The following is a 25205-nucleotide window of genomic DNA, read 5'->3' as shown; positions in this document are numbered from 1 at the left end:
TCATATCTCGTCAACCGACGAATCGACAAAACCCGCGAAAACCCGCCGCGGTTACTCTTATTAAGCGCCGCAGCAGCGTAAATCCGCCCAACAACCGGCAACGGGTGGGGCGGATGACACGGGATCGCATGACGACTTGGGTATGGGTGCTGTCGGGCATTTTGCTCCTGGCGGTAACCATCCAGCCGGTCGGAACGGCCGCGCAGATGTCGACGGGGGTGACCCTGCTCGCCGCCATGGCCGGCATCTGGCTGACCCGCCGCAAGGGCGCGTTCCGCCTGGTGTTCGTGGCGCTCGGGCTGACGGTGGTGGCGCGCTACGTCTACTGGCGCACCACCTCGACGCTGCCCTCGCCGGACGACCTCGTCGACTTCGTGCCCGGCCTGATCCTCTACCTGATGGAAATGTTCACGGTGCTGATGATGTGCATCAGCCTGTTCGTCGTCGCCGATCCGCTGGAGCGTCCCGCCCCGCCCGCGGTCGCCGACGACGACCTGCCGACCGTCGACGTGTTCGTGCCGAGCTACAACGAGGACAAGGAGATCCTCTCGGCGACGCTCGCCGCCGCCCGCGCCATGGACTACCCGGCCGACAAGCTCACCGTCTACCTGCTCGACGACGGCGGCACCGACCAGAAGTGCGGCTCCTCCGACGCCGTCGCCGCCCACAAGGCGCGCAGCCGCCGCGCCGAACTGCAGGAACTCTGCGCCGACCTCGGCTGCGTCTACCTGACCCGCGTCCGCAACGAGCACGCCAAGGCCGGCAACATGAACGCGGCGCTGCCGAAGACCAGCGGCGAGATCATCGCCGTCTTCGACGCCGACCACGCCCCGGTCCGCGAGTTCCTGCGCGAGACCGTCGGCCATTTCCGCGACGACCCGCGCTTGTTCCTGGTGCAGACGCCGCACTTCTTCCTCAACCCGGACCCGATCGAGAAGAACCTCTCCACCTTCCGCCACATGCCGTCCGAGAACGAGATGTTCTACGGCGTGATCCAGAAGGGCCTCGACAAGTGGAACGCCGCCTTCTTCTGCGGCTCCGCGGCCCTGATCCGCCGCGAGGCGCTCGAGGAAGGCGGCGGCTTCGACGGCGTTTCGATCACCGAGGACTGCGAGACCGCGCTCGGCATGCACGCGCGCGGCTGGAACAGCCGCTACGTCGACAAGCCGCTGATCGCCGGCCTGCAGCCGGAGACCTTTGCGACCTTCATCGGCCAGCGTTCGCGCTGGTGCCGCGGCATGATGCAGATCCTGATCCTGAAGAACCCCGTCTTCAAGGCAGGCCTCACCATCCCGCAGCGCATCGCCTATCTCTCCTCCAGCCTGTTCTGGCTGTTCCCGCTGACGCGCCTGACCTTCATCTTCGCGCCGATGCTCTACATTTTCCTGTCGATGCAGATTTTCGAGGCGAGCATCGACGAGTTCGTCGCTTACACCATGATCTACATGGCGGCGAACCTGATGATGCAGAACTACCTCTACGGCGACGTCCGCTGGCCCTGGGTGTCCGAGCTCTACGAATACGTCCAGTCGCTCTATCTCGCCGGCGCCATCGCCAGCGTGGTCGCCAACCCGCGCAAGCCCACCTTCAACGTCACCGCCAAGGGCCTCGTCACCGACGAGAAGCGGCTCAGCGAGCTCGCCATGCCCTATTTCCTGATGTTCGCACTGCTGGTGGTGGCCGAGACGGTGGCGATCTGGCGGCTCCTGCACGAGCCGGGTTCGCGCGACATGCTCGCCGTCGTCGCACTGTGGAACGGGCTCAACCTCGCCATCGCCGGCCTCGCCCTCGGCGTCGTCTCCGAGCGCGAGGAGCGCCGCCGGGCCCAGCGCCTGTCGGTGTCGCGCCGCGGCGCCGTGCGCATCGGTGACGCCACCATCCAGGTGATGGTCGAGGACGTCTCGAGCGGCGGCGCCAAGCTGCGCCCGCTCGACGGCCGCCTGCCGGCCGACCGCTCGACCGGCCGCAAGGGCTTCCTCGCGGTGGCGATGTCGCACGAGGACCGCCGCGTCGCCGCGGTGCCGATCGTGCTGCGGCGCGTCGGCCACGACGAGAAGGGCGGCGCCTTCGGCGTCTCGTTCGACACCCTGACCGCCGCCCAGGCCGCCGTGGTCGCCGACCTGATGTACGCCGACGGCGGGCCGCTGTCCGCTTTCCGCCGCAGCCGCCAGCACTATGTCGGCGTGTTCTCCGGCACCGCACGGATGGTGGCGCTCAGCCTGCGCCACACCCTGCGCGGCCTCGTCTACCTCGCCCGCATCGGCCAGCCCCCGGCCGAGAAGCCCGAACCCGCACCGGCGGCCAAGCCCGCCGAAGGCGCCCAGCGGAGCCAGACCTGACATGCGCCTCGCAGCCCATCTCCCCGCCGCGGCCCTCCTGGCCGCGACGTTCGCGGCGGCGCCCGCCTTCGCCGACACCACCGCCCCGTTCGGCGCGGCTCCCTTCGCGGCCGAACCGGCGCCCCTCGACCCGGTGGTCCCCGCGGTCGTGCAGCCCGCGCCGGCGCTCCCCGCCCCGCCGGCGCTCGCCCCGGCCGCCCCGGCGCCGGCGGCGCCGACCTCCCCCGGCGTCGGCGAGACCCTGCGCCGCCTGCCGGCGGTCGCCGACGGCTGGACGCTGTCCGGCGAGGTCGACACCGTGGTCTGGCCGCTCTACCTCGACGGTGCCGCGGTCGCCCGCGGCGGCCGGCTGGTGTTCGGCATCGAGACCGCCGTCTCGGTGATGCCCGAGGCCTCGACGCTGGTGGTGCAGGTCAACGGCCGCACCGTCGGACAGGTCGCGCTCGGCGGCGGCGATGCCCGCCGGCTGGTCTCGCTGCCGATCCCGCCGGCGGCCCTGTCGGCCGGCTGGAACGCGGTCCGGGTCACCGCCAACCAGCGCCACCGCGTCGACTGCTCGGTCGACGGCACCTACGAGCTGTGGACCCGGATCGATCCGGCCGTGACCGGCTTCGTCGCCGAGGGCGTCCGCCCGGTCGCCGGCCTCGACGGCCTGCCCGCCCTCGCCCTCGACGAGGACGGCCGCCTGCCGATCCGGATCCGCCGCGGCGGCGCCCTCGACACGCGGGCGCTCGAGCCGGCTGTCGAGATCGCCGGCGCGCTCGCCCGCGCCGCGGCGACCCGCGCGCCCGTCGTCACCGTCGCGGCCGAACCCGGCACCGGTGCCGGCATCGACCTCGTGGCGGGCGACGCCGACACCCTCGCCGGCCTCGGCTTCGACCCCGGCCGCTTCGGCGCCGGCGACCCGCGCATCGTCGTCGCCACGGACGGCCGCCCGACCCTGGTGGTCCGCGCCGGCTCGCCCGACGAGACCGCCCAGGCGATCCGCCGCATCTCCGAGGCCTCCTCGCCGCCGGCCGCGATCGACCGCGTCGTTCGCCTCGACGGCGCGTCCGAACAGTCGATCACGCTCGCCGACTTCGGCGAGCGCAACGAGCAGTTCTCCGGCCGGCTGTGGTCGCGGTCCTACCGCATCGCCCTGCCGACCGACGCCGTCACCGCCGACTACGGCTCGGTCATGCTGCGCCTCGACGCCGGCTACGCCCCCGACCTCGACCCGGACGACGAGCTCTCGGTCTTCGTCGACGGCCGGCTCGTCGCCACCGTGCCCTTCGGCAAGGGCAGCGGCGAGGTCACCCAGGACCGGCGCGTCGAGCTGCCGCTGTCGGCCTTCCGCCCCGGCCTCAACACGCTGCGGATCGAGGCCCGCCTCGTCGCCCCCGAGGATGTCGACTGCGATCCGCACCGCCAGATCGCCGGCAATCCCCGCTTCCTGATCCTCGGCAGCACCCGCTTCGTCGTGCCCCGGCTCGCCCGGATGGCCCGCCTGCCCGACCTCGGCGCCACCGTCGGCGCGGGCCGCGCCGGCGCGCGGGCCGAGGAGCCGGTGCGCATCGCCCTCGCCGGCGCCGATCCGGCGACCGTCGGCGCGGCGGCGACGCTCTACGCCCGGATGGCGGTGTCGGGGGCCGACCTGCCCGACCTCGAACTGCGGCCGCTGCGCGACGCCAACGTCCGGCCGGGCACGGTGGTGATCGGTGCCGCCGGCGACGTCGGGCCGGCGATGTTCCGCCAGACCGGCCTCGAGCCGCCCGCCGAAGGGCACGGCTGGCGCACCGGCGCGCCGCGCAGCGACACTCTCGTCACCGGCGCCGTCAACGGCGAGGACGCGCCGCTGCTCGACGCCTGGCGCTCGCGGGTGCGCACCGGCGACGGTTACCTCGACCGGCTGACCGCCAAGGTCGCCGACTACGCCCGCGCCCTGCGCGACGCCGTCGGCCTCGGCGAGCCGCCCGGCGCCTACGCCGTGCCCGAGACCGCCCGTCTGGTGCTGGCGCAGGCCCTGCCCGAGGGTGCCGACGCCCCGGTCACCCTGGTCTCCGCGCCCGATCCGGCGACGCTCGCCGCCGCGGTCGACCGCATCGCAGAGCCCGACCGCTGGTCCGGCCTCGCCGGCCGCGTCTCGCTGCTCGATTCCACCGGCGGCCTCGTCGCCGTCGCCGCCGAGGAGACCCGCTTCGTCTCCACCGGTCCGATGGACGTCGCCAACGTCCGCCTCGTCGCCTCGGCGTGGCTGTCGGCCAACACCGCGATCTACGGCATGCTGCTGCTCGGCGCCGGCTGCATGTTCGGACTGGCCACCTTCGCCAAGGTCAAGCGGTCCGGGGTGAGGCTGAAGTGATGTGGCGCGCCCTCCTCCTCTCCGGCGCCCTCGGCCTCGCCGCGATCGCCGGCCTGCTGCCGAAGGGCCCGACCGCGGTCGGGCCGGCCGCGGCCGCGGCGCCGCCGGCGCCCGTGGTCGCCGCGCTTTGGGCCGACTGGCGCGGCCGCTTCGTGCGCGAGGACGGCCGCGTCGTCGACGACGGCAACCGCGGCATCAGCCACAGCGAGGGCCAGGGCTACGGCATGCTGCTGGCCGTGCGCGGCGACGACCGCGCCACCTTCGACCGGCTGTGGACCTTCACCCGCGGCGCGCTCGGCCTGCGCGGCGACGGCCTGTTCGCCTGGCGCTACGATCCCGCCGCGACGCCGCGCGTCGCCGACACCAACGACGCCACCGACGGCGACATCCTGATCGCCTGGGCGCTCGCCGAGGCGGCGCGGCGCTGGGACGCGCCGGACTACGCCGCCGACGCCGCCGTGATCGCCCGCGCCGTCCAGAGCCTCGCGGTGATCGACCACGGCGGCCGCCGCCTGCTCCTGCCGGCCGCGGTCGGCTTCGCCGCCGCCGACCGCAGGGACGGCCCGGTGGTCAATCCGTCCTACTGGGTGTTCCCGGCCTTCCCCGCCCTCGCCGAGGTCGCCCCCGAATACGCCTGGGACCGCCTCGTCGCCGGCGGGCTCGACCTCCTCGCCGTCGCCCGCTTCGGCGAGGCCCGGCTGCCGCCGGACTGGCTGGCGCTCGGCGGCGGCGCGCCGCGCCCGGCCGCGGGCTTCCCGGCCGAATTCGGCTGGAACGCCCTGCGCGTGCCGTTCTACCTCGCCTGGGCCGGCGGCGACGCCCGCCTGCTCGAGCCCTGGCGCGCGCTCTGGAAGGACCCGGACGCCGATCCCCACGCGATCCCGTTCGACGGCCGCGCCCCGGTGCGCTTCGGCGAGGGCGGCTACCGCGCCGTTCCGGCCTTCCTCGCCTGCGCCCTCGACGGCCGGCCGCTGCCGGCCGATCTGAAGGCGCCGGCCCACGAACCCTATTATCCCGCGACGCTGCGCCTGCTCGCCGTCGTCGCCGCCGCCGAGAGGTATCCGGCATGCCTTTGAGCCGCCTCGCCCTCGCCGCCGCCCTCGTCCTCGGCTGCGCCGCCCCCGCCTTCGCGACAGGCCCGGTTGACGAGAGCGCGCTGCGCTACTACGCCGCCAACGGCCAGACCGCGCGCGCCGAGGCCGAGATCCGCCGCCTGCAGGCGCTCTATCCCGACTGGCAGCCGCCCACGGACCTCGGTGCCGCCCCGCCGGACCGCGAGGGACCGCTGTGGGCGCTGTTCGCAGCCGACGACCTCGACGGCCTCGACGCCGCGATCGCGGAGGCCAAGGCCGCCGACCCGACCTTCGCCCCCTCGGCCGACCTCGTCGCCAAGGTCGCCGCCAAGCGCGCGCGCAAGGACCTGATCGCCGCCTCCGACGCCCGCGATGCCGCCAAGGTGGTCGCGCTCGCCGCGGCTCATCCCGACCTCGGCGGCTGCGCCGACCTCGACGTCGCCTGGCGCGTCGCCGACGCCCGCGTCCTCTCCGGCGACCGGGCCGGCGCCAGCGCCGACTACCGCCGCGTTCTCGAGACCTGCACCGGCGCCGACGCCCGCCGGGCCACCGTGCAGAAGGCGCTCGCCGGCCTCGGTGCGGTCGAGACCCGGCCGCTGCTCGCGCTCGCCAACCCGCCCGGCGAGTTCGACGCGCTGATCCCCGACTTCGCCCGCGCCGCCGTTGCCGCCGCCCTGTCCGATCCCGCCGCCCCGGCGCCCGATCCGGCGGAGGTTGCCCTGCTCGACGCCGCCGCCCGCAAGGGCCCGGCCCCGGGCGACGCCGCCATGCTCGGCTGGTGGTACCGCAAGGCCGGCCGGCACGAGGACGCCCTCGCCGCCTTCCGCACCGCCGCCACCCTCGCCGGCACGGCCCTCGACGCCAAGGTGCTCGAGGGCATGGTGCTGTCGCTCGACGCCCTCGGCCGCGCCGACGAGGCCTACCGCATCGCCGCCGACCGCCGGACGCTGTCGCCGGCCCTCGCCGACCTGCAGTTGATGCTCGGCGGCCGCCGCCTCGCCGCCGACCCGCGCGTCGAGTTCGACCAGGCCATGCTCGACGACTTCGGCGCCGCCGTCGAGGCCGCACGCTCCGCCCCCGGCGCCGAGGCGCTCGGCTGGTATCTCCACGACGGCAAACGCCCCGCCGACGCCCGGCGCTGGTTCGAGGCCGCGCTCGACTACGCCCCGTCGGAGGCCGCCGCCGCCGGCGCGGTCTACGCCGCCCTCGCCGCCAAGGACCGAGACGGCGCCCGCGCGCTGGTCGCCAAGTGGTCGCCGAGCTTCCCCGAGGTCGCGGCGATCGACCTCGGCAAGGTCGGCAAGCCGGGCAAGGCCACCGACCGACAGGCCGTGCGCGATCCGATCCTCGCCGCCTTCGAGCGCAAGGACTGGAGCGCCTGCCTCGACCTCGCCGCCGCCCGCGCCGCCAAGGGGCCGCTCGCCGCCGACCAGAATCTCTGGAGGGGCTGGTGCCTCTTGAAGTCGTCGCGCCCGGTCGAGGCCGCGGCGGCCTTCGAGGCTGCCCAGGGCGGGCCGAAGCGCGTGCGCGACGACGCCGTCTACGGCCGCTCGCTGGCGCTGATCGCCGCCGGCCACGTCGACGCCGGCGCGGCCGTCGCCGCATCCGGCATCGCCGACACCGACCGCCGCGGCGAGATCGGCGTCGCCGTGCTCGCCAACCGCGCCCAGGCCCGCTTCGACGCCAAGGACTACGCCGGTGCGCTGCAGGCGCTGTCGCAGCGCGCCGCCTTCGCGCCCGAGACCGCCGACCTCTCTCTGTTGCGCGGCTGGTCGCTCTGGCACCTCGGCCGCCGCTCGGAGGCCCGCCGGCTGTTCGAGCAGCTCGACGCCACCTATTCCACCTCCGCGACCCGGCGCGCCCTCGCGACCGCCCGCGGCAGCTCGTGAGGCGCACCGCCATGACCCGCATCGCCCCGACCCTCGCCGCCCTGGCGCTGGTCGCCGCCCTGCCCGCCTGCGCCGCCCTCGACGCGCCCGAGAACGACCTGACCGCGACGTCGGTGAGCCGCACGCCCGCCGAGGCCTGGGCGAGCCTGCCCCCGGCGGCCGGCGCCGTGCTCTCGGTCGTCGAGGAGGTCCGCCCGAAACTCAGGACCCAGCGCATCGTGCTCGCCGGCGCCGGCTCGCTGCCCGGCGAGAACGCCGTCACCGTGCGGATCCCCGGCACCGCCGGCACCGATACGTCGCTGCTCGCCCGCCCCACCGACGTCGCCATCGCCGCCGAGATGGCCGCGGCGCTGCCGGGCGTGCCGATGACCGTCGTCCCCGTCGCCCGCACCACCGCCGACGGCCCGTTCGGCGCCGCGGTCGGCGCCGCCGGCCCGTTCCACTGCCTCTACGCCTGGCAGCACCTCGAACGCGGCGCACTCGCCGCCGGCCCCGCGATCGTCGACCTGCGCGTCCGTCTCTGCGGCCGCGAGAGCACCGACGCGCTGATCGCCGCCGTCGCCGGGCTCCGGCTCGCCCCGACTGTCGCCGCCCCCGCGGCCGGCACCGGCTTCACGGCCCCGGTCGGCGCCGACGCCCTCACCCTCGCGACCGGTGCGGACCCGACCCTGCCGATCCCCTGATCGGCCCGGCCGGCCCGTCCCGACGGCGGTTGCAAGTGGACTGGTTTTGGTATTATCTGCCGCGACCAACCGGGCATCCGCCCCGTTCGCGCCAGAGAGGACCGCCCCCTTGCCGACCAACGGCCCGCTCTTTCTCGGCATCGACGGCGGCGGCACCACCTGCCGCGCCCGCCTCGCCGACGCGGCCGGTCGGCGGCTCGGCGAAGGCGCCGGCGGCCCGTCCAACATCACCACCGACCTCCCCCGCGCCGCCGCTTCGATCCTCGAGGCCGCGCGCGCCGCCCTCGCCGCCGCCGGGCTCGACGACGGCGCGTTCGGGCGGATCCGGGCCGGTTTCGGCATGGCCGGCGGCAACGCCCCGCGCGAGGCGGCGGCGCTTGCCGCATGGTCGTTCGGCTTCGCCGCCCAGACCGTCGCCTCCGACGCCGACGTCGCCTGCCTCGGCGCCCACGGCGGCCGCGACGGCGGCATCCTGATCCTCGGCACCGGCAGCCAGGGCGCCGCGCTGGTCGCCGGCCGCTCGGTCACCGTCGGCGGCTGGGGCTTCGCGCTGTCGGACGGCGGCTCCGGGGCGATCCTCGGCCGCGCCGCGGCCCGCCGGGCGCTGACCGGCCACGAGGAGATCGAGCCGGCCTCCGCCTTCACCCGCGCGGTGATGGCGCGCTTCGAGGCGAGCCCGCCGCGGATGCTGGCCTGGGCCCTGAAGGCGATCCCGCGCGACTGGGCCGAGCTCGCGCCGCCGGTGTTCGAGCACGCCGCCGCCGGCGACCCGGTCGCGAGCGCACTGCTCGCGGACCACGTCGACGAGGTCGCGGCCCTCCTCGACCGGCTGGTCGAACTCGGCGCCGGCCGGATCGCGCTGATGGGCGGCCTCGCCGCCCCGACCCGGCCGCACCTGCCGGCCCGGTTCGACGCTGTCCTGGTCGAGCCCGACGGCGACGCCCTCGACGGCGCGTTGGCGCTCGCCGGCCTCGGGTCCGCCCGGTGAACGGCCTTTCCGCCATCCTCGCTCCGAGCCGGTTCGGCGGCGACGATCCGGCCCCGCTCTACCTGCGCCTCGAGGGCGCGATCCGCGACGCCGTCGCCGCCGGCACGCTGGCGCCCGGCGACGCGCTGCCGGCCGAACGCGAGCTCGCCGCCGAACTCGGCATCTCCCGCGTCACCGTGCGCAAGGCGCTCGCCGGTCTGGTCGCGGCCGGCCTCCTGGTCCAGCGCCGCGGCTCGGGCACCTACGTCGCCCAGCCGCCGCGCAAGGTCGAGCAGCCGCTGACGCGCCTGACCTCCTTCACCGAGGACCTCCGCACCCGCGGCTACGTGCCGGACGTCCGGGTGCTGTCGGCCACGGTCGCGCCGCCGACGCCCGAGGAGGCGGCCGTGCTCGACCTCGGCCCGGACGAACGGGTCTCCCGGATCGCGCGCCTGCGCCTCGCCGACGGCGTGCCGATGGCGATCGAGGCGGCGAGCGTGCCCGCCGTCCACCTGCCCGACCCGGCCGCGGTCGGGCTGTCGCTCTACGCCGTCCTGGAGGCGCGCGGCATCCGGGTGGTGCGGGCGACCCAACGGCTCGCCGCCTGCAACCTCGCCGCCGCCGAGGCCGCCCTGCTCGAGGTTCCCGTCGGCGCCGCGGCGCTCAGGATCGAGCGCGTCGCCCGCCTCGCCGACGGCCGTGCGGCGGAATTCACCCGGTCCTTCTTTCGCGGCGACGCCTACGACTTCGTCGCCGAACTCGACATCGGAGCCTGACCTTGTCCGACGCCACCACCGCCATGGCCCGCGAGACCGCGGAGGCGCCCGACGCCGTCGCGCGCCTGTTCGAGCGCGAGGGCGACAGCCTCGCCCGGCTCGGCCGGCGCCTGTCGGCCCTCCGCCCGCCGGTGATCGCCACCTGCGCCCGCGGCTCGTCCGACCACGCCGCCGGTTACCTGAAATACGCCGTCGAGATCGGCCTCGGCGTGCCGGTCGCCTCGATCGGCCCGTCGGTGGCCTCGGTCTACGGCGCGCGGCTGTCGATGGCCGGCGGGGTGCTGGTGTCGATTTCGCAGTCCGGCCGCAGCCCGGACATCGTGGCGCTGCAGGCCGCCGCCCGGCACGCCGGCGCGCTCACCGTCGCCTTCGTCAACGTCGCCGACAGCCCGCTCGCCGCCGAGGCCGACGTCTGCGTGCCCCTCCACGCCGGCCCCGAGACCAGCGTCGCCGCCACCAAGTCCTTCGTCGCCGCCGCCGCCGCCGCCGCCGCGCTGGTCTCGGCCTGGAGCGGCGAGGCCGCCCTCGCCGCCGCCCTCCCCCGCCTGCCCGAGGCGCTCGCCGCCGCGCTCGCCTGCGACTGGTCGCCGGCGCTCGAGACCTTCCGGACGGCCGGTTCGCTCTACGTGGTCGGCCGCGGCCCGGGCTTCCCGATCGCCCAGGAGATGGCGCTGAAGTGCAAGGAGACCGCGGCGATCCACGCCGAGGCCTTCTCCTCGGCCGAGGTGATGCACGGCCCGCTCCGCCTCGTCGAGGATCGCTTCCCGGTGCTCGCCGTGGTGCCGGACGACGCCGCTCGCGCCGCCAACGTCGCCGCGCTCGAACGTCTCGGCCGCACCGGCGGCGAGGTCTTCACCGCCGCCGCCTTCGACGTGCCGGGCCGGCGCCTGCCGACCGCCCCCACCGGCCACGGCCTCCTCGACCCGATCGCCGCCGCGGTGTCGTTCTACCGCTTCGCCGAGACCGTCTCGCGTGCCCGCGGTTTCGACCCCGACCGGCCCGCCAACCTCGCCAAGGTCACGGAGACCCGCTGATGGCCCTCGTCGCCCTCACCGGCGCCGTCGTCTTCGACGGCGACCGCCGCCGCCACGGCGCCGCGGTGCTCCTCGACGGCGCCACGATCCTCGCCGTCGTCCCCGCCGACGCGGTGCCGGCGGAGGCGACCGTCGTCGACCTCGGCGGCGGCATCGTCACCGCCGGCTTCGTCGACGCCCAGGTCAACGGCGGCGGCGGCGTGATGCTGAACGACGACCCGACCCCGGCGGCCATGGGCGCGATCGCCGCCGCGCACCGCCGCTTCGGCACCACCGGCCTCCTGCCGACGCTGATCACCGCGACGCCGGCCGTCACCGCCGCGGCGATCGCCGCCGCCGGTCTCGCGGTCGCGACCGAACCCGGCGTGATCGGCCTGCACCTCGAGGGCCCGCACCTCGCCCCCGCGCGCAAGGGCGCCCATCTCGCCGAACTGATGCGGCCGCTGACCGAGGCAGACGTCGACCAGATGATCGCCGCCCGCGAGGCGATCGGCACGCTCGTGGTCACGCTCGCGGTCGAACAGGCGCCCCCGGCGCTGATCCGCCGGCTCGCCGACGCCGGCGTGATCGTCTCCCTCGGCCACACCGACGCCCGCCACGACGCCGCCCGCGCGGCGATCGACGCCGGCGCGCGCGGCGCCACCCACCTCTTCAACGCCATGAGCCAGATGCAGAACCGCGAGCCGGGCATGGTCGGCGCCGCGCTCGACGCCGGGGCGCTCTGGTGCGGCGTCATCGCCGACGGCCACCACGTCCACCCCGTCACGCTCGCCGCCGCGATCCGCGCCAAGCGCGGCCCCGGCCGCTGCTTCCTCGTCACCGACGCGATGTCGACGGTCGGCGCCGAAGGCGACGGCTTCGTGCTGGCGGGGCGCCCCGTCCGCCGCGCGGGCGGGCGGCTCGAACTCGCCGACGGCACGCTCGCCGGCTCCGACATCGACATGGCCGCATCGGTCCGCTGGACGGTCGAGAATCTCGGCGTTCCCGTCGACGAGGCGCTGCGCATGGCCTCGCTCTACCCGGCCATGTTCCTCGGTATCGACGACGTCCGCGGCCGGATCGCCGCGGGTCTCGCCGCCGACCTCGTCCACCTCGGCGACGACCTCCGGGTCCGCTCGACCTGGATCGCGGGCGTGTGCGCGCTCGCCTGAACCACGGCCGCGACGGGAACCTCGACCGCCGCCGCCGACTTCCTCCCCCGGACAGAAACCTCGGGAGGACAAACCCCATGTTCCGCGGCGCTCTTCTCTGGCTCGTCGGCATTCCGCTGCCGATCATCCTGATCCTCTGGCTGATGGGCTACCTGTCCTGACGCCCCGCCGGCGGCGCGCCATAGGCCGCCGTCAGCGCCTCCAGCACCCGGACGGCGGCCTCGACGTCGTCTGCCGACAGCCCGCGCGCGGCGGCGGCCAGCACCGCCGTCTCCGACGACAATACCGCCTCCACCGCCTGGCGCCCGCGCTCCGTCAGCCGCATGAGCGGCGAACGACGGTGCGCGGGGTTCGGCGCGCGCGCGACCAGATCGCGCGCGACCGCGTCGTCGACGACGCGCTGCACGAACTGGCGTGACGTGCCCATGGCCCGCGCCAACGCCGGCACCGATTGGCCGGCCGTGCCGTAGAGCCTTTCGAGCAGCCGCAGCGTCGCGGCGGTCGGCCGATCGTCGGCGTGATCGCGCGCACCGGCCGCGGCGAGACGGCGGGCGAGCGACGGCACCAGCCCCGCCACGACGTTGAGCGCGGCGGCCGTGGCCGGTGTCGGGCGTGCGAGCGGGTCGGTGTCGGGAAGCGTCGGCATGACGACACTCAGGATGTCGTACTGGCAACCAGGGTGTCAAGTTGACTTCGACTCCGCCGCATCGCGCGATGAAAAGCGTGCACAACTTCAGGGCAGAGACCGCCGGCACGGCCCGGATCACGCGTCCGCCGGGCATGCCGGCCGGACCTTTCCCGCACTTTCTGCGAACGACACTCGCGGCCGAGCTACCGCCCCCTCTTCGGTCCGCCCTCCCGTCCATGAGGGCAGTCGGACGTTCCGCGTCCTCAGGTGGCGCGACATGGTCGGATATTCCGATCTTCCAGCGGAGAAACGCGCCGTAAAGGCTCCGTTAACCCTGTTTCTCCATGCCTGATAATCGGACTTTAAGACTTCCTTAACCGTCGGCGAGAGTGGACCGACGGGCGGTTCCCCCCATCGCCCGCGGCACGAGGACGACGATGACCGACGCACGCACGTTCGACGCCCCGATCGGGCAGCGGACGGCCGCCGCCGCGACCGAGCGCGAGCTTCCGCGCCCGCGTTCCGACGAGCGCCGGCCCGACCCGATCTGGACCGCGACCGCCCCCGGGGCGGTCGACGAGCTCACCCGTTTCCTGTCGCGCAGCTACCAGGAACTCGACGTCCGGCTCGACCCCAACACCCGCGCGCTGTGGTGCCACATGCGCCCGGCCGGACCGCCGAGCTTCACGCCGGGCATGGTGCGCGAGCTGATCCAGCTCCACCGCGCCATCCAGGGTCTGATGGCGTCGCAGCCGCCGGGCGAGGAGCCGCTGATCCGCTACTACGTCCAGGGCTCGCGCATCCCCGGCATCTACAACATGGGCGGCGACCTCGCCTTCCTGACGCGCGCGATCCGCGCCGGCGACCGCACCGCCGTGCGCCGCTACGCCTTCGACTGCGTCGACGCGGTCTACCACATCGCGATCGGCTTCGATTCCGGCATCGTCAGCGTCGGCCTGCTCCAGGGCGACGCGCTCGGCGGCGGCTTCGAGGGGGCGCTGTGCTGCAACGTGCTGATCGCCGAGCGCTCGGTGAAGCTAGGCCTGCCGGAGATCCTGTTCAACTCCTTCCCCGGCATGGGCGCCTATTCCTTCCTCGCCCGCCGTCTCGACGCGGCGCGGGCCGAGCGCATGATCCTGTCGGGCCGGATCTACACGGCCGAGGAGATGCACGCGATGGGCATCGTCGACGAGGTCGTCGACGACGGCGCCGGCGAGGCCGCCGTCTCGGCCTACCTGCGCGACCGCCAGAGCCACGTGGTGCGCTCGACGCTCTACAAGGTGCGCCAGCGCGTCGCCCCGATCTCGCTCGCCGAACTGCGCGACGTCACCGACCTCTGGGTCGACGCCATCATGCGGCTGGCGCCGGCCGACCTCCGGCGTATGGAGCACCTGCAGCAGGCCCAGGGGCGCCGGCTGCAGAAGACCACCGCGAGCTGAGGCAGGGACGCCGGGCGAGCCCGGCGTCCAACTCGTTCGGCCGGGGCGACCGAGGAATCGCGATCGCGCCGACGGGCGTGCTCGACCGGCTCGACCGGCGGCAGCGGCGGTGCCGCCGCAAACCGGTCATTTCACCGCGGACGCTTCACGCGGCCATGGTGAGCGGCTCGATGCCGTGGCGCTGCATGGCCGCGCCGAACTTCGCGAAGTCGGGTTCGCGCTGCGGTTCCGGTGCGCCGATGTCGCGGAAGAAGTCGATCATCGTCCTGTCGATCAGCACCAGCATGCGGACCGGCGCGCCGCTGTCGTTGGAATAGTTGTGCGGCAGCATCGAGGGAATCCGCACCGCCGTGCCCGGCCCGGCCGACACGATCCGCGGCGCGCTTCCGGCGCCGAACTCGCGGATGGTCAGTTCGCCCTCGAGAACATGGAACATCTCCGGCGAGAGATGGGTGTGGGGCGGCGTGCCGGACCCCGGGGGCACCTCGATGTCGAGCAGTTCGAGGTTCGAGCCCGGCAGGCCGCCGAGGAAGCGGATACGGTCGGCGACGACCCACAGGGTCTCTCCTCCGTTCGCGGGGATGACGTCGAGGCTCATCGCTCTTTCTCCTTGGTTCGCGATGGGACGTCCGCCTTTTCACGGCCCGGGTCGACCGCGGACAGGATCAACTCGAGCGCCCAGGATGCGGTCTCGCCGGCCTGGGCACCGGTGAGACCGCCGTAGTCTTTCAGGGTCTCCCAAGCGGAAGCCGAGAAGAGCAGGTGCGCCAGAGCCTCGACCTTGCGGGCGGTCTCCGGCGGAAGCTGGGAGAGGACGGGCTCCAACGCGCCGGCGAACAGCGCACGTCGTCCGGTGACGGTATCCATGCGCATCTCGCGTCCGGTGCGCGAGTGGAGCGCGGCACGCATCGCCGCCTCGTGCGCATCGAAGCGCGGGAAGGCTTCGCGCGGGCCGTCGACCACGTCGCGCACGCTTCGCGGGGCCGGGGATGCGCCTATCCTCGCGTTGAGCCACGGCCAGAAGGCGCGGAGCAGGTCCTCGCGGTTGGCGAAGTGACGAAAGATCGTGCGCCGCTGCACGCCGGCCTTCTGCGCGATCGCCTCCATGCCGATCTCGTCGGGCGCACCGGCGTCGCCCATCAGCGCATGGAGCGCCGCGAGGATCGATTCGCGCGTCTGCTGCGCGTTCTGTTCGCGCAGAGGGCTGTTGTAGGCTCGCGTGGTGCCGGGCATGGCAGGCCTTCCAAATTCGATGACACTGCTTGTGTCACCAAATCTGGGATCAGTCAATCGGCGTCACTATGAGTGACACCGATTTATCGGCGCAACGCGACACCGTCGGCCCACGAGCCGGCTGCGATGTCGGGTGCGCGTTTGCCTCAGCGCCGGGCGGCGCGGCGCGTCTCCTCCGGCGCGAGATGGGCGCCGAGGGCGTCGCGGGCCTCGGCGAGCGCGTCGCCGAGGGCACGGACGCGGCGTTCGCCGTCGCGCGCGAGGTCCTCGTGGCCGGCTTGGCGCCAGGACAGGCAGAGGTCGAACACCGCGCGGGCGCCGACGTTGGCGGCGCTGCTCCTGAGCGCGTGGGCGGCGTCGCGGAAAGCGGCGACGTCCTCGTCGGCGACCGCGTCGGCGACGTCGCCGGCGAGCCGGTCGGACTCGACCAGGAACTGTTCGACCAGTTCGTCGAGGAAGGCCTTGCCGCCGAGCCGCTCGAGGTCGTCGAGCTTCTCGGTGTCGAGGATGCCGCCGGGGGCGGCCGCCGCCGCGATCCGCCCCTGCAGCGCGCGGGCGTCCTCGGCGGGCGCGGCCTCGCCGGCGAGCACGCTCGCCATTACGCCGAGCAGGCGGTCGACGTCGATCGGCTTGGTGACGCAGGCGTCCATGCCGGCCTCGAGGCAGCGCGCCCGCGCCTCCGGCGTCGCGTCGGCGGTCAGTGCCACGATCGGGATCCGCGGCCGGCCGAGCGCCATGAAGCGGTAGAGCTTGGTCGCCTCGATGCCGTTCATCACCGGCATGTTGATGTCCATCAGCACGAGGTCGTAGCCGCCGTCCTTCAGCGCCTCGACCGCCTGCTCGCCGTCGTCGACCGCCACCGAGGCGTGGCCGGCGGTCTCGAGCAGCTTGGCGAGTACCATCTGGTTGGTGCGGTTGTCCTCGGCGATCAGCACCCGGAGCGGCTTGAGGCCGTGGTCGTCGGGCACGGCCGCGACCGGGCGGTCCGGTTCGGCGCCACCGAGGCGGAGGGCAAAGGCGGACGCGGTCGCGAGATCGCGCGGCGCGAGCGGCCGGCGCAGCCGCATGGAAACCACGTCGCGCCAGCCGCGCTCGTCGCCGCCGGGGCCGGCGACCGACACCAGCGTCGCCTCGACCACCGCCAGCATCCGCGCGGCGTCCGGTCCGGCGGCGGCCTCGTCGATCAGCACGAGGTCGACCGGACGGTCCGGCTCGGCGAGGTGGCGCGAGGCGCCCGCCGTGTCCGCGACCACCGCGGCGTCGGGGAAGGCGGCGGCGACGTCGGCGGCGAGGCCGGCGTCGGCGCTCACGAGCAGGACGGCGACGTCGGCAGCTTCGCCCGCCACCGCCTCGACCGGTGCGAACAGGGCGTCGAAGGCGAAGCAGCTGCCCTCGCCGAGCACCGAGCGCAGCGTCACCCGCCCGCCCATCAGGTCGACGAGCTGACGGACGATGGAGAGGCCGAGGCCGGTGCCGCCGAAGCGGTCGATGATGGTCTCGTCGGCCTGGGTGAAGCTCTCGAACACCCGCGCCTGCGCCTCGGGGGCGATGCCGATGCCGGTGTCGGTGACGGCGAAGCGCAGGCGCAGCACCGTGTCGTCACCCTCGACCCGGTCGACGTCGATCGAGACCCGGCCGGCCTCGGTGAACTTGACGGCGTTGGAGACGAGGTTGACCAGCACCTCCTCGAGGTGGCGCTCGTCGCCGTGGACGCGGGCGGGCACGCCGGCACCGACGTGGACGGCGAGCCTCAGCCGTTTGCGCCGCGCCTCCATCGACATCATCGCCTCGACGCGGCCGATCAGGGCGAACAGGTCGAAGTCGACCCGGTGCGAGGGCATCCGCCCCGCCTCGAGCCGGCTGAAGTCCAGCAGGCCGTTGATCAAGGCGAGCAGCGAGCGGCCGGACACCGCGATCGTGCCGACCATCTCGGCCTCCTGCCGGCCGAGCGGGCGGCGCGACAGCAGGTCGGAGAAGCCGATGATGGCGTTCAGCGGCGTGCGCAGCTCGTGGCTGACCGAGGCCAGGAACAGGCTCTTGGCCCGGCTCGCCTCCTCGGCGTTCTTCTTGGCCTCGGAGAGCTTGCGGATCAGCACCGCGGCGTACATCGGCAGCAGCACCAGCCCGACCAGCAGGGCGACGGCGAAGCCGACGTGGTCGCGCCAGAAGCCGCCGAAGCCTAGCACGGCGACGAAGCCGGCGAGCGCCACCGCCATCGCGCCGTAGAGATAGGGCACGCCGAAGCGGAAGCCGTTGCCGAACACCGTCCAGAGGAACAGCGGGTAGAAGAAGCCGCTCGCCGGCCCGCAGGCAAAGGCGGCGAAGGAGATCATCGCGAAGTCGCACACCATCGCCAGCACGCGCCGGCGCACGTTCACGCCGGGCCGGACGAGGATGTGGGCGAAGATCGCGAGCGCGACGACGAAGTAGACCGCGAAGACCGGCGCCGACAGCGCCAGGATCGCCGCGGACTCGGTGCTACCGGCGAAGGCGGCGCCGCCGAGGGTCAGCACGACGAGCGCGGCGAAGATCAGCCGGTTCGCGGTCATCTCGTGTTCGCTGTCCGGCCGGGCCCGGAGCAGCCGGCGCGTGGCGGCGAGCCGGCGCTGGAGCCCGCCGAGGAGGCGCCCGATCGGACCGCCGCTCACCGCTTGCCCCCGGCGCGCTGGCGCTGCGCGCGCGCCGCGACGAGGCGCTCGATGTCGTCGGCCGGCATCGGCCGGCCGAAGTGGTAGCCCTGGAGTTCGGCGCAGCCGGCCTCGGCGAGGAACACCGCCTGCCGGGCGGTCTCGACGCCCTCGGCGACCACGGTCATGCCGAAACTGGCGCCGAGCGTCACCACCGTGCGCACGATCGCGGCGTCGGCGGGGTTCTTCAGCACGTCGCGCACGAAGCTCTGGTCGATCTTCAGCCGGTCGGCCGGGAAGCGCTTGACGTAGGACAGCGAGGAGAAGCCGGTGCCGAAGTCGTCGATCGAGATCGAGACCCCGAGGGCGCGGATCTCGGCGAGCTGGTCGGCGACGACGGCGAGGTCCTCCATCATCGTCGTCTCGGTCAGCTCGAGGTCGAGCAGGCCGGCGTCGGCGCCGGTCTCGGCGAGGATGCGCGCGACCTGGAGCGGCAGCGCGCCGCCTCGGAACTGCACCGGCGACAGGTTGACGCTGACGCGCAGCGGCAGGCCGGCGTCGCGCCAGGCCGCCTGCTGGCGGCAGGCCTTCTCGAGCACCGCCGTGTTGATCGGCAGCATCAGCCCGATCGCCTCGGCGCGCTGCAGGAACGCACCCGGCCCGCGCAGGCTGCCGTCGGCGAGGCGCCAGCGGATCAGCGCCTCGACGCCGACGACGCGGTGGCTCTCGGCGTCGACCTGCGGCTGGTAGTGCAGCTCGAACTCGTCGTTCTCGACCGCGTGGCGGAGTTCGGCGTCGAGCGTCGCGGTCTGCTGGGCCCGGAGCTTCATGTCGGCGGCGTAGAAGCGGAACTGCGCCCCGCCGCTCTCCTTGGCGCGGTACATCGCGAGGTCGGCGTAGCGGAACAGCTCTTCGGGATCGGTGCCGTCGGTCGGGTGGATCGCCGTGCCGACGCTGGCGGAGGTCTGCACCGGGCCCGGCGTCAGCGTGAACGGCTCGTCGAACAGGCGGCAGATCCGGGTCGCCATCTCGGCGACCTCCTCGGTGCAGCCGACGTTGGCCTGCACCACCGCGAACTCGTCGCCGCCGAGGCGCGAGACGAAGGCGCCGTCGTCGACGAGGTGGCGCATCCGCTCCGCGGCCCGCACCAGCAACCGATCGCCGACGGCGTGGCCGTGGGCGTCGTTGACGGCCTTGAAGTCGTCGAGGTCGATCAGGTGGAGCGCGAAGCTGCGCTCGCCGCGCCGGCCGCGCGCCACCTCCATGCGCAGGCGCGCGATCAGCGCCGTGCGGTTCGGCAGGCCGGTCAGGGCGTCGTTGTGGGCGATGTAGTGCAGGTGGGTCTCGGTCGCCTTGCGGTCGGTGATGTCGAGGGCCGTCGTCACCACGCCGATGGTGCGGTCGAAGGCGTCGCGCAGCGGCGTCTTGGCCACCACGAACCAGTGCCGCCCGCCGCTCGGGTCGGACAGCTCCCACTCGATGTTGCCGATCGCCTCGCCCTTCTCGATCACCGCGGCGTCGAGCGCCTCGGCCGCCGAGCCGGTCTCCTCGCCGAGCACCTCGCGCATCGGCCGCCGCACCATCGAGGCCGGATCGAGCCCGAGGAAGCGGGCGAGATAGGCGTTGGCGAACAGGATGCGGCCCTTGACGTCGGTGGCGCAGATCAGCGTCGGCACCGCGTCGATCACCTGCGCCAGCCGCTCGCTGGAATCGCGGATGGCGCGCTCCAGCGTCTTCTCGCTGCGCACCAGCCGGCGCTCCAGCGTGTCGGCCCGGCCGGCGAGCTCGAGCTGCTGGCGCCGGAGCTTCAGGAGGTTGCGCGCGCGCGTGACGAACTCGCGGTGGTCGACCGGGCTCTGCAGGAAGTCGGTCGCGCCGGCGTCGAGGGCGTTGAGGCGGAACGAGCGCTCCTCGAACACCGTGATCACCACCACCGGCACGTCGGCGAGGCGGCGGTCCGCGCGGATCCGCCGGATGAAGGCGGCACCGTTCATCGCCGGCATCTGATAGTCTGTAACGATCAGGTCCGGCACGTTTTGGTTGAGCCAGTCCAGTGCCGCCGCGGGATCGCCGAAGGTTACGACGTCGAGGCCATCCTCGATCGCCTCGGCCATGCGCGAGAAGATCTTCTGATTGGTGATCTGGTCATCGACGATGACGACGGTCGGCATTCCGATACCTTAGCAGTGTACATCGACCGACTGCCGATGCGATGGGAACCGCGCTCGTCGACGCTGTCAGCGGAAACTTAATGGAGCCTTGTCGGCCACGGTATTTGTGCGTGACACGTTTGCGGCTCGTTCTTCATGGCGTCACGCCGATGAGCACAAATGGCGATCTTTCGGCAACCTGGGAAAACAGCTCGGCGCCCCCACCTCCTGGGGTCGGCGAACCTCGCGGCGAGGTGACGGCATCGGCGCGGACGGTCACCGGCCCGCGTCGGATGCCTCGCGGCGGTCGACCGAACGGCGGAGCCGGATCTCGATGCGCCGGCGTTCGGGCTCGGCACCGCCGCCGCCGGCGGTGAGACGGCCGTCGGTGCCGACCAGTTGCGCCGCCGACAGCGGCAGGATCTCGACGCCGGCGAGCCGCGGATCGGACTTCAGGATCCGCGCCACCGAGACGGCGCGGGCGAGGCCGAGCCCGGCGTTGTCGGCGGCCGACAGCGTCTCGATCGGCCTGCCGCCGACGACGCCGACGAGGTTCTGGTCGAGGTTGGAGACGTGGGTGGTGCCGACCGGCTGGTCGTCGGTGTGGCCGATCACCTCGACGACGTCGACGTCGTAGCGGTCGACGAGGTCGCGCAGGGTGGCGATCGTCTCGGTGCGCAGCTTCTCGCTCGCCCGCGCCGACGGCACGGCGCTGCCGCTGCCGAAGCGGAAGCCGGCGTCCTCGCGCAGCATCAGGATCGGCGGCAGGTCGACCGGCCGTCCCGCCCGGGCCGACAGCGCGGCGACCTCGCGGGCGAGCGCGTCGCCGCGCGCCTCGGCCGCGCCGAGCCGGTCGAGCGCGCGATCGAGCGCGACGCGCGCGCCCGCAGCGTCCGGGGGCGGCTCGCCGGCCGCCGCCACCACCGCGCGGGCGGCGTCGGCCAGCGCGAGGTCGGCGGCGACGTCGCGCCGCTCGAGGTCGGCCGGGTCGACGCCGGCCTCGGCGAGCCGCGACGCGAGGCCGGCACCGGCGACGAGGCGGGTCCAGGCGTCGTCGATCGCGGCGGCGCTCGGCCGTGCCGGATCGGCCGCACCGGGCGCGACCGGCCCGAGCCGGTTCGCCAACGCCTCGGTGCCGCCGAGGCGGGCGAGCAGGTCGCGGCTGCCGGCCTCGGCCCGTTCGAGTTCGGCGACGCGCTTCTCGGCGGCGGTGGTGGCCGCTCGCTCGCGCTGGAGCAGCGCCGCCAGCGCGATCAGCAGGCAGAACACCAGCAGCAGCATGATCTCGGCCATGGTCAGACCGAGCACCAGCCCGCGGCGGTCGGCACGGCGGTCGCGCGCGACGTCGGCCATCACGCCCCCTCCCTGGTCCGCGGCGCGGGCGGCGGCGGTTCCTCGCCCGGCGCGATCTCCTCCGCGACCGGCGCGGCCGTCTCCACGGCCGGCGGCAGCGCCGCGACGAGCGCGTCGAGCCGCTGCCCGTGCCGCTCCAGCGCCGCGCCGATCTCGCGCACCGCCGCCGCGATCTCCACCGCCGCCGGCACCGCCGTCGCGCCCTCCGGCACGGCCACGTCGCGCAGCGACCGCGACAGCGCCTCGATCGACGCCGACAGCGCCGCCGTCTGCCCGGACAGGTGCTGCGATTCCCGCGACAGCCGCGCCGCCGCCGCCTCCAGCGACGCCGTCATCCGCTCCGACGCCGCCTCGACCGAGGCCTCGGCACGGCGGGCGAGCGCGGCGCTCTCGCCGGCGAGGGCGTCGGCGGTCTCCTTCAGCGAGGCCAGCACCGTGCGCGACATCGCCCCGAGGCTCTCGCCGGAGGCGCGCCCGGCCGCCTCGATCGGGGCGGTGGAGCGCTCGGTCACCGCTTCGACCGCCCCGAGGATGCGCGCCGACGTGGTCTCGATCTGGGCGCGCACGTCCGACCAGCTCTCCTCGGCGATCTGCTGGGTGGCGCGGCGGAACTGGTTGAGTTCGACCACCGTGGCGTCGAGTTCGCGGCGGACCCGGCGCGAGGCGTCGGCGAGTTCGTAGCGGGCGCCGCGCTCGACGTCGTGCGGGTCGCGGCGCAGCTGGTTCATGAAGATACGCAGCGCGATGCCGGCGATGGTCGAGCCGATCGCGATCCCGAAGTTGCGCACGATGTCCTCGGGCGGACCGCCGGCGTCGAACTGCCAGAGCGAGACCGCCAGCGAGGTCAGCGTGAACAGGAAGCCCATGTAGTAGAGATTGTCGCCGCTCTGGTCCTCGGCGAGACGCAGGCTGCGGATGAACACCACGACCGCGGCGTAGACCAGCATGATCGAGACCGGCACCATGGTCACCGCCGCCGGCGGCAGACCGGAGAGCTTCGACCAGATCACGTAGGCGGCGCCCACCGCCACGAAGACGAGGAACACCACCGCGTCGGCGAGGCCGCCGGTCGTGACGCCGCGCCCGGTGTCGCGCCGGCGCGCCATCACCCGGCCCCCTGCAGCTTGACCGCCTCGGCGAGGCGGCCGCCGTTCTCCTCGACCCAGGACGCCCAGAACCTGAGATGGTCGGCGCTGCCGAACGGCCGGCCGGCGAGGCGGTCGACGTAGTAGAGCGTGACGTCGGCGCCCTCGAGGTCGGTGGCGTAGCGCCGAGACGCCGGGCTCGCGCGCCAGCGCTCCAGGCTGGCGTCGCCGCGGTACTGCGAATAGTCGCTCGTGTTCTCCATCATGTCCGAGACGATCACCAGCCGCTTCGGCACGCCCTCGCGCGCCCGGCCGTCGAAGCGGTCGACCGCGATGCGCTGGATCGCCGCCATGATCGGGCTGGTCTCGGCGGGAAGCTGCGGCAGGCCGCCCGCCACTACGGTGCCGACCGGTCCCCGGAACGCGGCGAGCCAGCGCTTGCGCGCCGCCGCGGGATTGGCTGTCCATTCCGACAGGCCCTCGCCGCTGCCGGGATTGCAGCGCGAGAACAGCACCCGCCCGCCGGGATCGGCCGGATCGAGCAACCTCAGTTCCAGGAGGCCGCCCACCGGCAGCGCGTCGGCGAGGTCGATCAGCGCGGTGGTGACCTGGCGCTGGCCGGCGTCGGGCAGGGCGTCGGAGCCGTCGAGCAGCACCACCGTCAGCGCGGTCGGGCCGTCGACCGGGCAGAGCGTTTCGGCGTCGAGCACCGGCGGCGGGACCGTCGTCTCGCGGAGATAGAACAGGGCGCCGAGGGCGCCGGCCGCCAGCAGCGCCAGCGCCAGACCGGCGGCGATCTTCGGGCCCTCGCCGCCGCCGCGGCGCCTACGCCGCCGCGCCATCGCGGCCCTCCCCGACGACGTCGTCGATCTGGTGGTAGCCGGCGACCGCGGCGTCGAACTCGCGGTGGATCGCCGCGACCTCCTCGACCAGCAGCGCCTGCGCCTCGGAAACGCGGGCGCGGATCGCCGCCGCCTCGGCGGAAATGTCGGGCACCTCGTCCTCGACCGCGAGCCGCGCCAGCACCGGCACCTCGGCGAAGCCCGCCGGCGCCGGCGTCGCGCGGGCGCGCCGGTTCGGCTCGCGGTAGAGCGCGAGCAGGCGGGCGTAGACCTGTTGCAGGTGACCCTGGTGCTGGTCGAACAGGCGCACCAGCCGGGCGCGGGTGGCGAGGATCTGGTCGTATTCGGCGCGGCGGATCGAGAGGTCGCGGTTGGCGTCCTCGAGGCTCTGGACATAGTCGTCGCGCACCTCGAGCAGGCGGTCGATCAGGTCCTGCTTGCGGCCGATGTAGGCTTCGTGGGTGGCGTCGAGCCGGCGCTGGATGTCGCCGAAACCGGGATAGGGGTCGACGGTGGCGTAGCCGTCGATGTAGGCGACGGCCGAGAACAGGAAGCCGATCGCGAAGAACAGCCAGGACTTGAGGTCGTTCAGGCCGGCCGGGTCGGTCGCGAGCCGCTGGATCACCGCACCGCCGCCTTCGGCCAGCGTCTCGCCGGCGACTTCGCGGTAGTGCGCCAGTGCGAGGTTCAGCGCCACCGCCGCGGCGAGCCATGCGGTCAGCGAGACGAGCCCGACCAGCTTGTGGAAGACGCCGCGGTGGATCAGCTGCGGATGGCCGAGCCGGCCGAACAGGAAGCTGCCGACCACGTTCAGCATCGAGAAGGCCAGGGCCTCGGTGGTGCCGCCGAGCAGGCCGAGTTCGCTGCCCTTGGCGAGGAAGCTGCCGTTGACCAGCGTCTCAACCACCAGGAGCACGGCGACGAGGCCGTATTTCAGCGTCTGCGCGCCGGTGGTCGGCGGATGCGGCGGCCGGGTCAGACGGTGCTCGCGCTTGAAGGCGGCCTTGGCGTCCTCGTGCTCGCGCAGCTTGCGGCGCAGCGAGTTGAGCTCGTCGCGCCCGGTGGCGGCCTCGGCGCGGAACTCCGACAGCGCCGCCGGCGCCGCCTGCCGGATCTCGGCGAAGCGGCCCTCGAAGTCGAGATTCGCGAGCCGCTCGTCGGCGACGCGCAACTGTTCCAGCAGAATGCCGTGGCCGCGCCGGCGCTCGTCCTCGACCCGCTCGGCGATGCGGATCTCGACCTCGTCGGGGCCGACGGCGTCGGCCGGCGGCTCGCCGGCGGCGCCGCGCTGATGGGCGAGCCGGTCGAGCTTCATGTCGGCCGCGAGCGCCTGCGCGTCGACCGGCGGGAATACCGCGAGGTCGGCCCTGACGTCCCGGGGCTCGCGCCGGATCCCCTTCACCAGACGCGTGAGCGCACTCTCCCGGGCCACCGGCGATCCTCTTGCCAAACCTGACGCGGCCCTTCCTTGCGTGCCCGGCACGGCGAAAGTGAGACCGCCCGCGGCAGTATCGCCGAGGTGGCGGCGGCGGGCAAATCGGAGCCGTCCCGGATCCGCTCGGGCGGATCCGGGGCGAAGCTCGCCCACGGGACGG

The 25205-nt window shown here is 74.1% G+C and carries 19 protein-coding genes; 10 read left to right on the top strand and 9 right to left on the bottom strand.

Annotation, left to right across the window (positions count from 1 at the left end):
- Positions 1-128: 128 nt before the first annotated feature.
- From bcsA to nagA, 9 genes are all read left to right on the top strand, one after another.
- Positions 129-2339, top strand: coding sequence for a UDP-forming cellulose synthase catalytic subunit (bcsA, locus tag EDD54_RS20045; protein WP_126538775.1), 2211 nt, complete (start codon positions 129-131; stop codon positions 2337-2339).
- Position 2340: 1 nt separating this feature from the next.
- Positions 2341-4680: a cellulose biosynthesis cyclic di-GMP-binding regulatory protein BcsB gene (locus EDD54_RS20040; RefSeq protein ID WP_126538777.1), complete on the top strand. Its 2340-nt coding sequence runs from the start codon at positions 2341-2343 to the stop codon at positions 4678-4680.
- Entirely contained in the window at positions 4680-5756 is a 1077-nt protein-coding gene (locus EDD54_RS20035; protein WP_126538779.1) for a family 8 glycosyl hydrolase, read from the top strand. Before EDD54_RS20040 ends, EDD54_RS20035 begins: the two co-directional genes overlap by 1 nt.
- Positions 5747-7642: a hypothetical protein gene (locus tag EDD54_RS20030; RefSeq protein WP_126538781.1), complete on the top strand. Its 1896-nt coding sequence runs from the start codon at positions 5747-5749 to the stop codon at positions 7640-7642. The genes EDD54_RS20035 and EDD54_RS20030 overlap by 10 nt, the downstream gene beginning before the upstream one ends.
- Before the next feature lie 11 nt (positions 7643-7653).
- Positions 7654-8325: a cellulose biosynthesis protein BcsN gene (bcsN, locus tag EDD54_RS20025; protein WP_126538784.1), complete on the top strand. Its 672-nt coding sequence runs from the start codon at positions 7654-7656 to the stop codon at positions 8323-8325.
- Positions 8326-8434: 109 nt separating this feature from the next.
- Positions 8435-9313 (top strand): glucosamine kinase nucleotide-binding domain-containing protein, encoded by an 879-nt coding sequence (locus tag EDD54_RS20020; RefSeq protein WP_166653472.1) that lies wholly within the window; start codon positions 8435-8437, stop codon positions 9311-9313.
- A complete protein-coding gene (locus EDD54_RS20015) occupies positions 9310-10068 on the top strand; it encodes a GntR family transcriptional regulator (protein ID WP_126538788.1) in 759 nt (252 codons plus the stop codon). The genes EDD54_RS20020 and EDD54_RS20015 overlap by 4 nt, the downstream gene beginning before the upstream one ends.
- 2 nt (positions 10069-10070) lie before the next feature.
- Positions 10071-11102 (top strand): SIS domain-containing protein, encoded by a 1032-nt coding sequence (locus EDD54_RS20010; RefSeq protein WP_208112242.1) that lies wholly within the window; start codon positions 10071-10073, stop codon positions 11100-11102.
- On the top strand, positions 11102-12253 hold the full coding sequence (nagA, locus tag EDD54_RS20005) for an N-acetylglucosamine-6-phosphate deacetylase (protein ID WP_126538790.1): 1152 nt from the start codon (positions 11102-11104) through the stop codon (positions 12251-12253). The genes EDD54_RS20010 and nagA overlap by 1 nt, the downstream gene beginning before the upstream one ends.
- A 148-nt stretch (positions 12254-12401) precedes the next feature.
- Here the strand turns inward: nagA and EDD54_RS20000 are convergent, their stop codons facing one another.
- Positions 12402-12899: a MarR family winged helix-turn-helix transcriptional regulator gene (locus tag EDD54_RS20000; protein ID WP_126538792.1), complete on the bottom strand. Its 498-nt coding sequence runs from the start codon at positions 12897-12899 to the stop codon at positions 12402-12404.
- 419 nt (positions 12900-13318) lie between these two features.
- Here EDD54_RS20000 and EDD54_RS19995 point away from each other — a divergent pair, with 419 nt between their 5' ends.
- The gene (locus tag EDD54_RS19995) at positions 13319-14320 is read left to right on the top strand and encodes a crotonase/enoyl-CoA hydratase family protein (RefSeq protein WP_126538794.1); all 1002 of its coding nucleotides are present in this window, start codon (positions 13319-13321) and stop codon (positions 14318-14320) included.
- A gap of 145 nt (positions 14321-14465) precedes the next feature.
- Here the strand turns inward: EDD54_RS19995 and EDD54_RS19990 are convergent, their stop codons facing one another.
- The 8 genes from EDD54_RS19990 to EDD54_RS19955 form a co-directional block, all read right to left on the bottom strand.
- Positions 14466-14918: a cupin domain-containing protein gene (locus EDD54_RS19990; protein WP_126538796.1), complete on the bottom strand. Its 453-nt coding sequence runs from the start codon at positions 14916-14918 to the stop codon at positions 14466-14468.
- Complete coding sequence (locus EDD54_RS19985; RefSeq protein WP_126538798.1) at positions 14915-15553, bottom strand: TetR/AcrR family transcriptional regulator; 639 nt, start codon at positions 15551-15553, stop codon at positions 14915-14917. The genes EDD54_RS19990 and EDD54_RS19985 overlap by 4 nt, the downstream gene beginning before the upstream one ends.
- A 146-nt stretch (positions 15554-15699) precedes the next feature.
- Positions 15700-18201, bottom strand: a complete 2502-nt coding sequence (locus tag EDD54_RS19980; RefSeq protein WP_126538800.1) for a hybrid sensor histidine kinase/response regulator — start codon at positions 18199-18201, stop codon at positions 15700-15702.
- Positions 18198-20351, bottom strand: a complete 2154-nt coding sequence (locus tag EDD54_RS19975; protein ID WP_126538802.1) for an EAL domain-containing response regulator — start codon at positions 20349-20351, stop codon at positions 18198-18200. Before EDD54_RS19975 ends, EDD54_RS19980 begins: the two co-directional genes overlap by 4 nt.
- A 255-nt stretch (positions 20352-20606) precedes the next feature.
- A complete protein-coding gene (locus EDD54_RS19970; protein ID WP_126538804.1) occupies positions 20607-21683 on the bottom strand; it encodes an OmpA family protein in 1077 nt (358 codons plus the stop codon).
- Positions 21683-22789, bottom strand: coding sequence for a coiled-coil domain-containing protein (locus EDD54_RS19965; protein ID WP_126538806.1), 1107 nt, complete (start codon positions 22787-22789; stop codon positions 21683-21685). The genes EDD54_RS19970 and EDD54_RS19965 overlap by 1 nt, the downstream gene beginning before the upstream one ends.
- Positions 22789-23610 carry a hypothetical protein gene (locus EDD54_RS19960; protein WP_126538808.1) on the bottom strand — a complete coding sequence of 274 codons (822 nt, stop codon included), beginning with the start codon at positions 23608-23610 and terminating at the stop codon, positions 22789-22791. The genes EDD54_RS19965 and EDD54_RS19960 overlap by 1 nt, the downstream gene beginning before the upstream one ends.
- Positions 23594-25042 (bottom strand): hypothetical protein, encoded by a 1449-nt coding sequence (locus EDD54_RS19955; RefSeq protein ID WP_126538810.1) that lies wholly within the window; start codon positions 25040-25042, stop codon positions 23594-23596. Before EDD54_RS19955 ends, EDD54_RS19960 begins: the two co-directional genes overlap by 17 nt.
- Between the last annotated feature and the right edge of the window lie 163 nt (positions 25043-25205).

This window comes from Oharaeibacter diazotrophicus (genome assembly GCF_004362745.1).
In the GTDB taxonomy this organism is placed as follows: Bacteria; Pseudomonadota; Alphaproteobacteria; order Rhizobiales; family Pleomorphomonadaceae; genus Oharaeibacter; species Oharaeibacter diazotrophicus.
The sequence above is the reverse complement of the archived record's forward strand: the minus strand, read 5'-3'. Positions and strand labels throughout refer to the sequence as shown.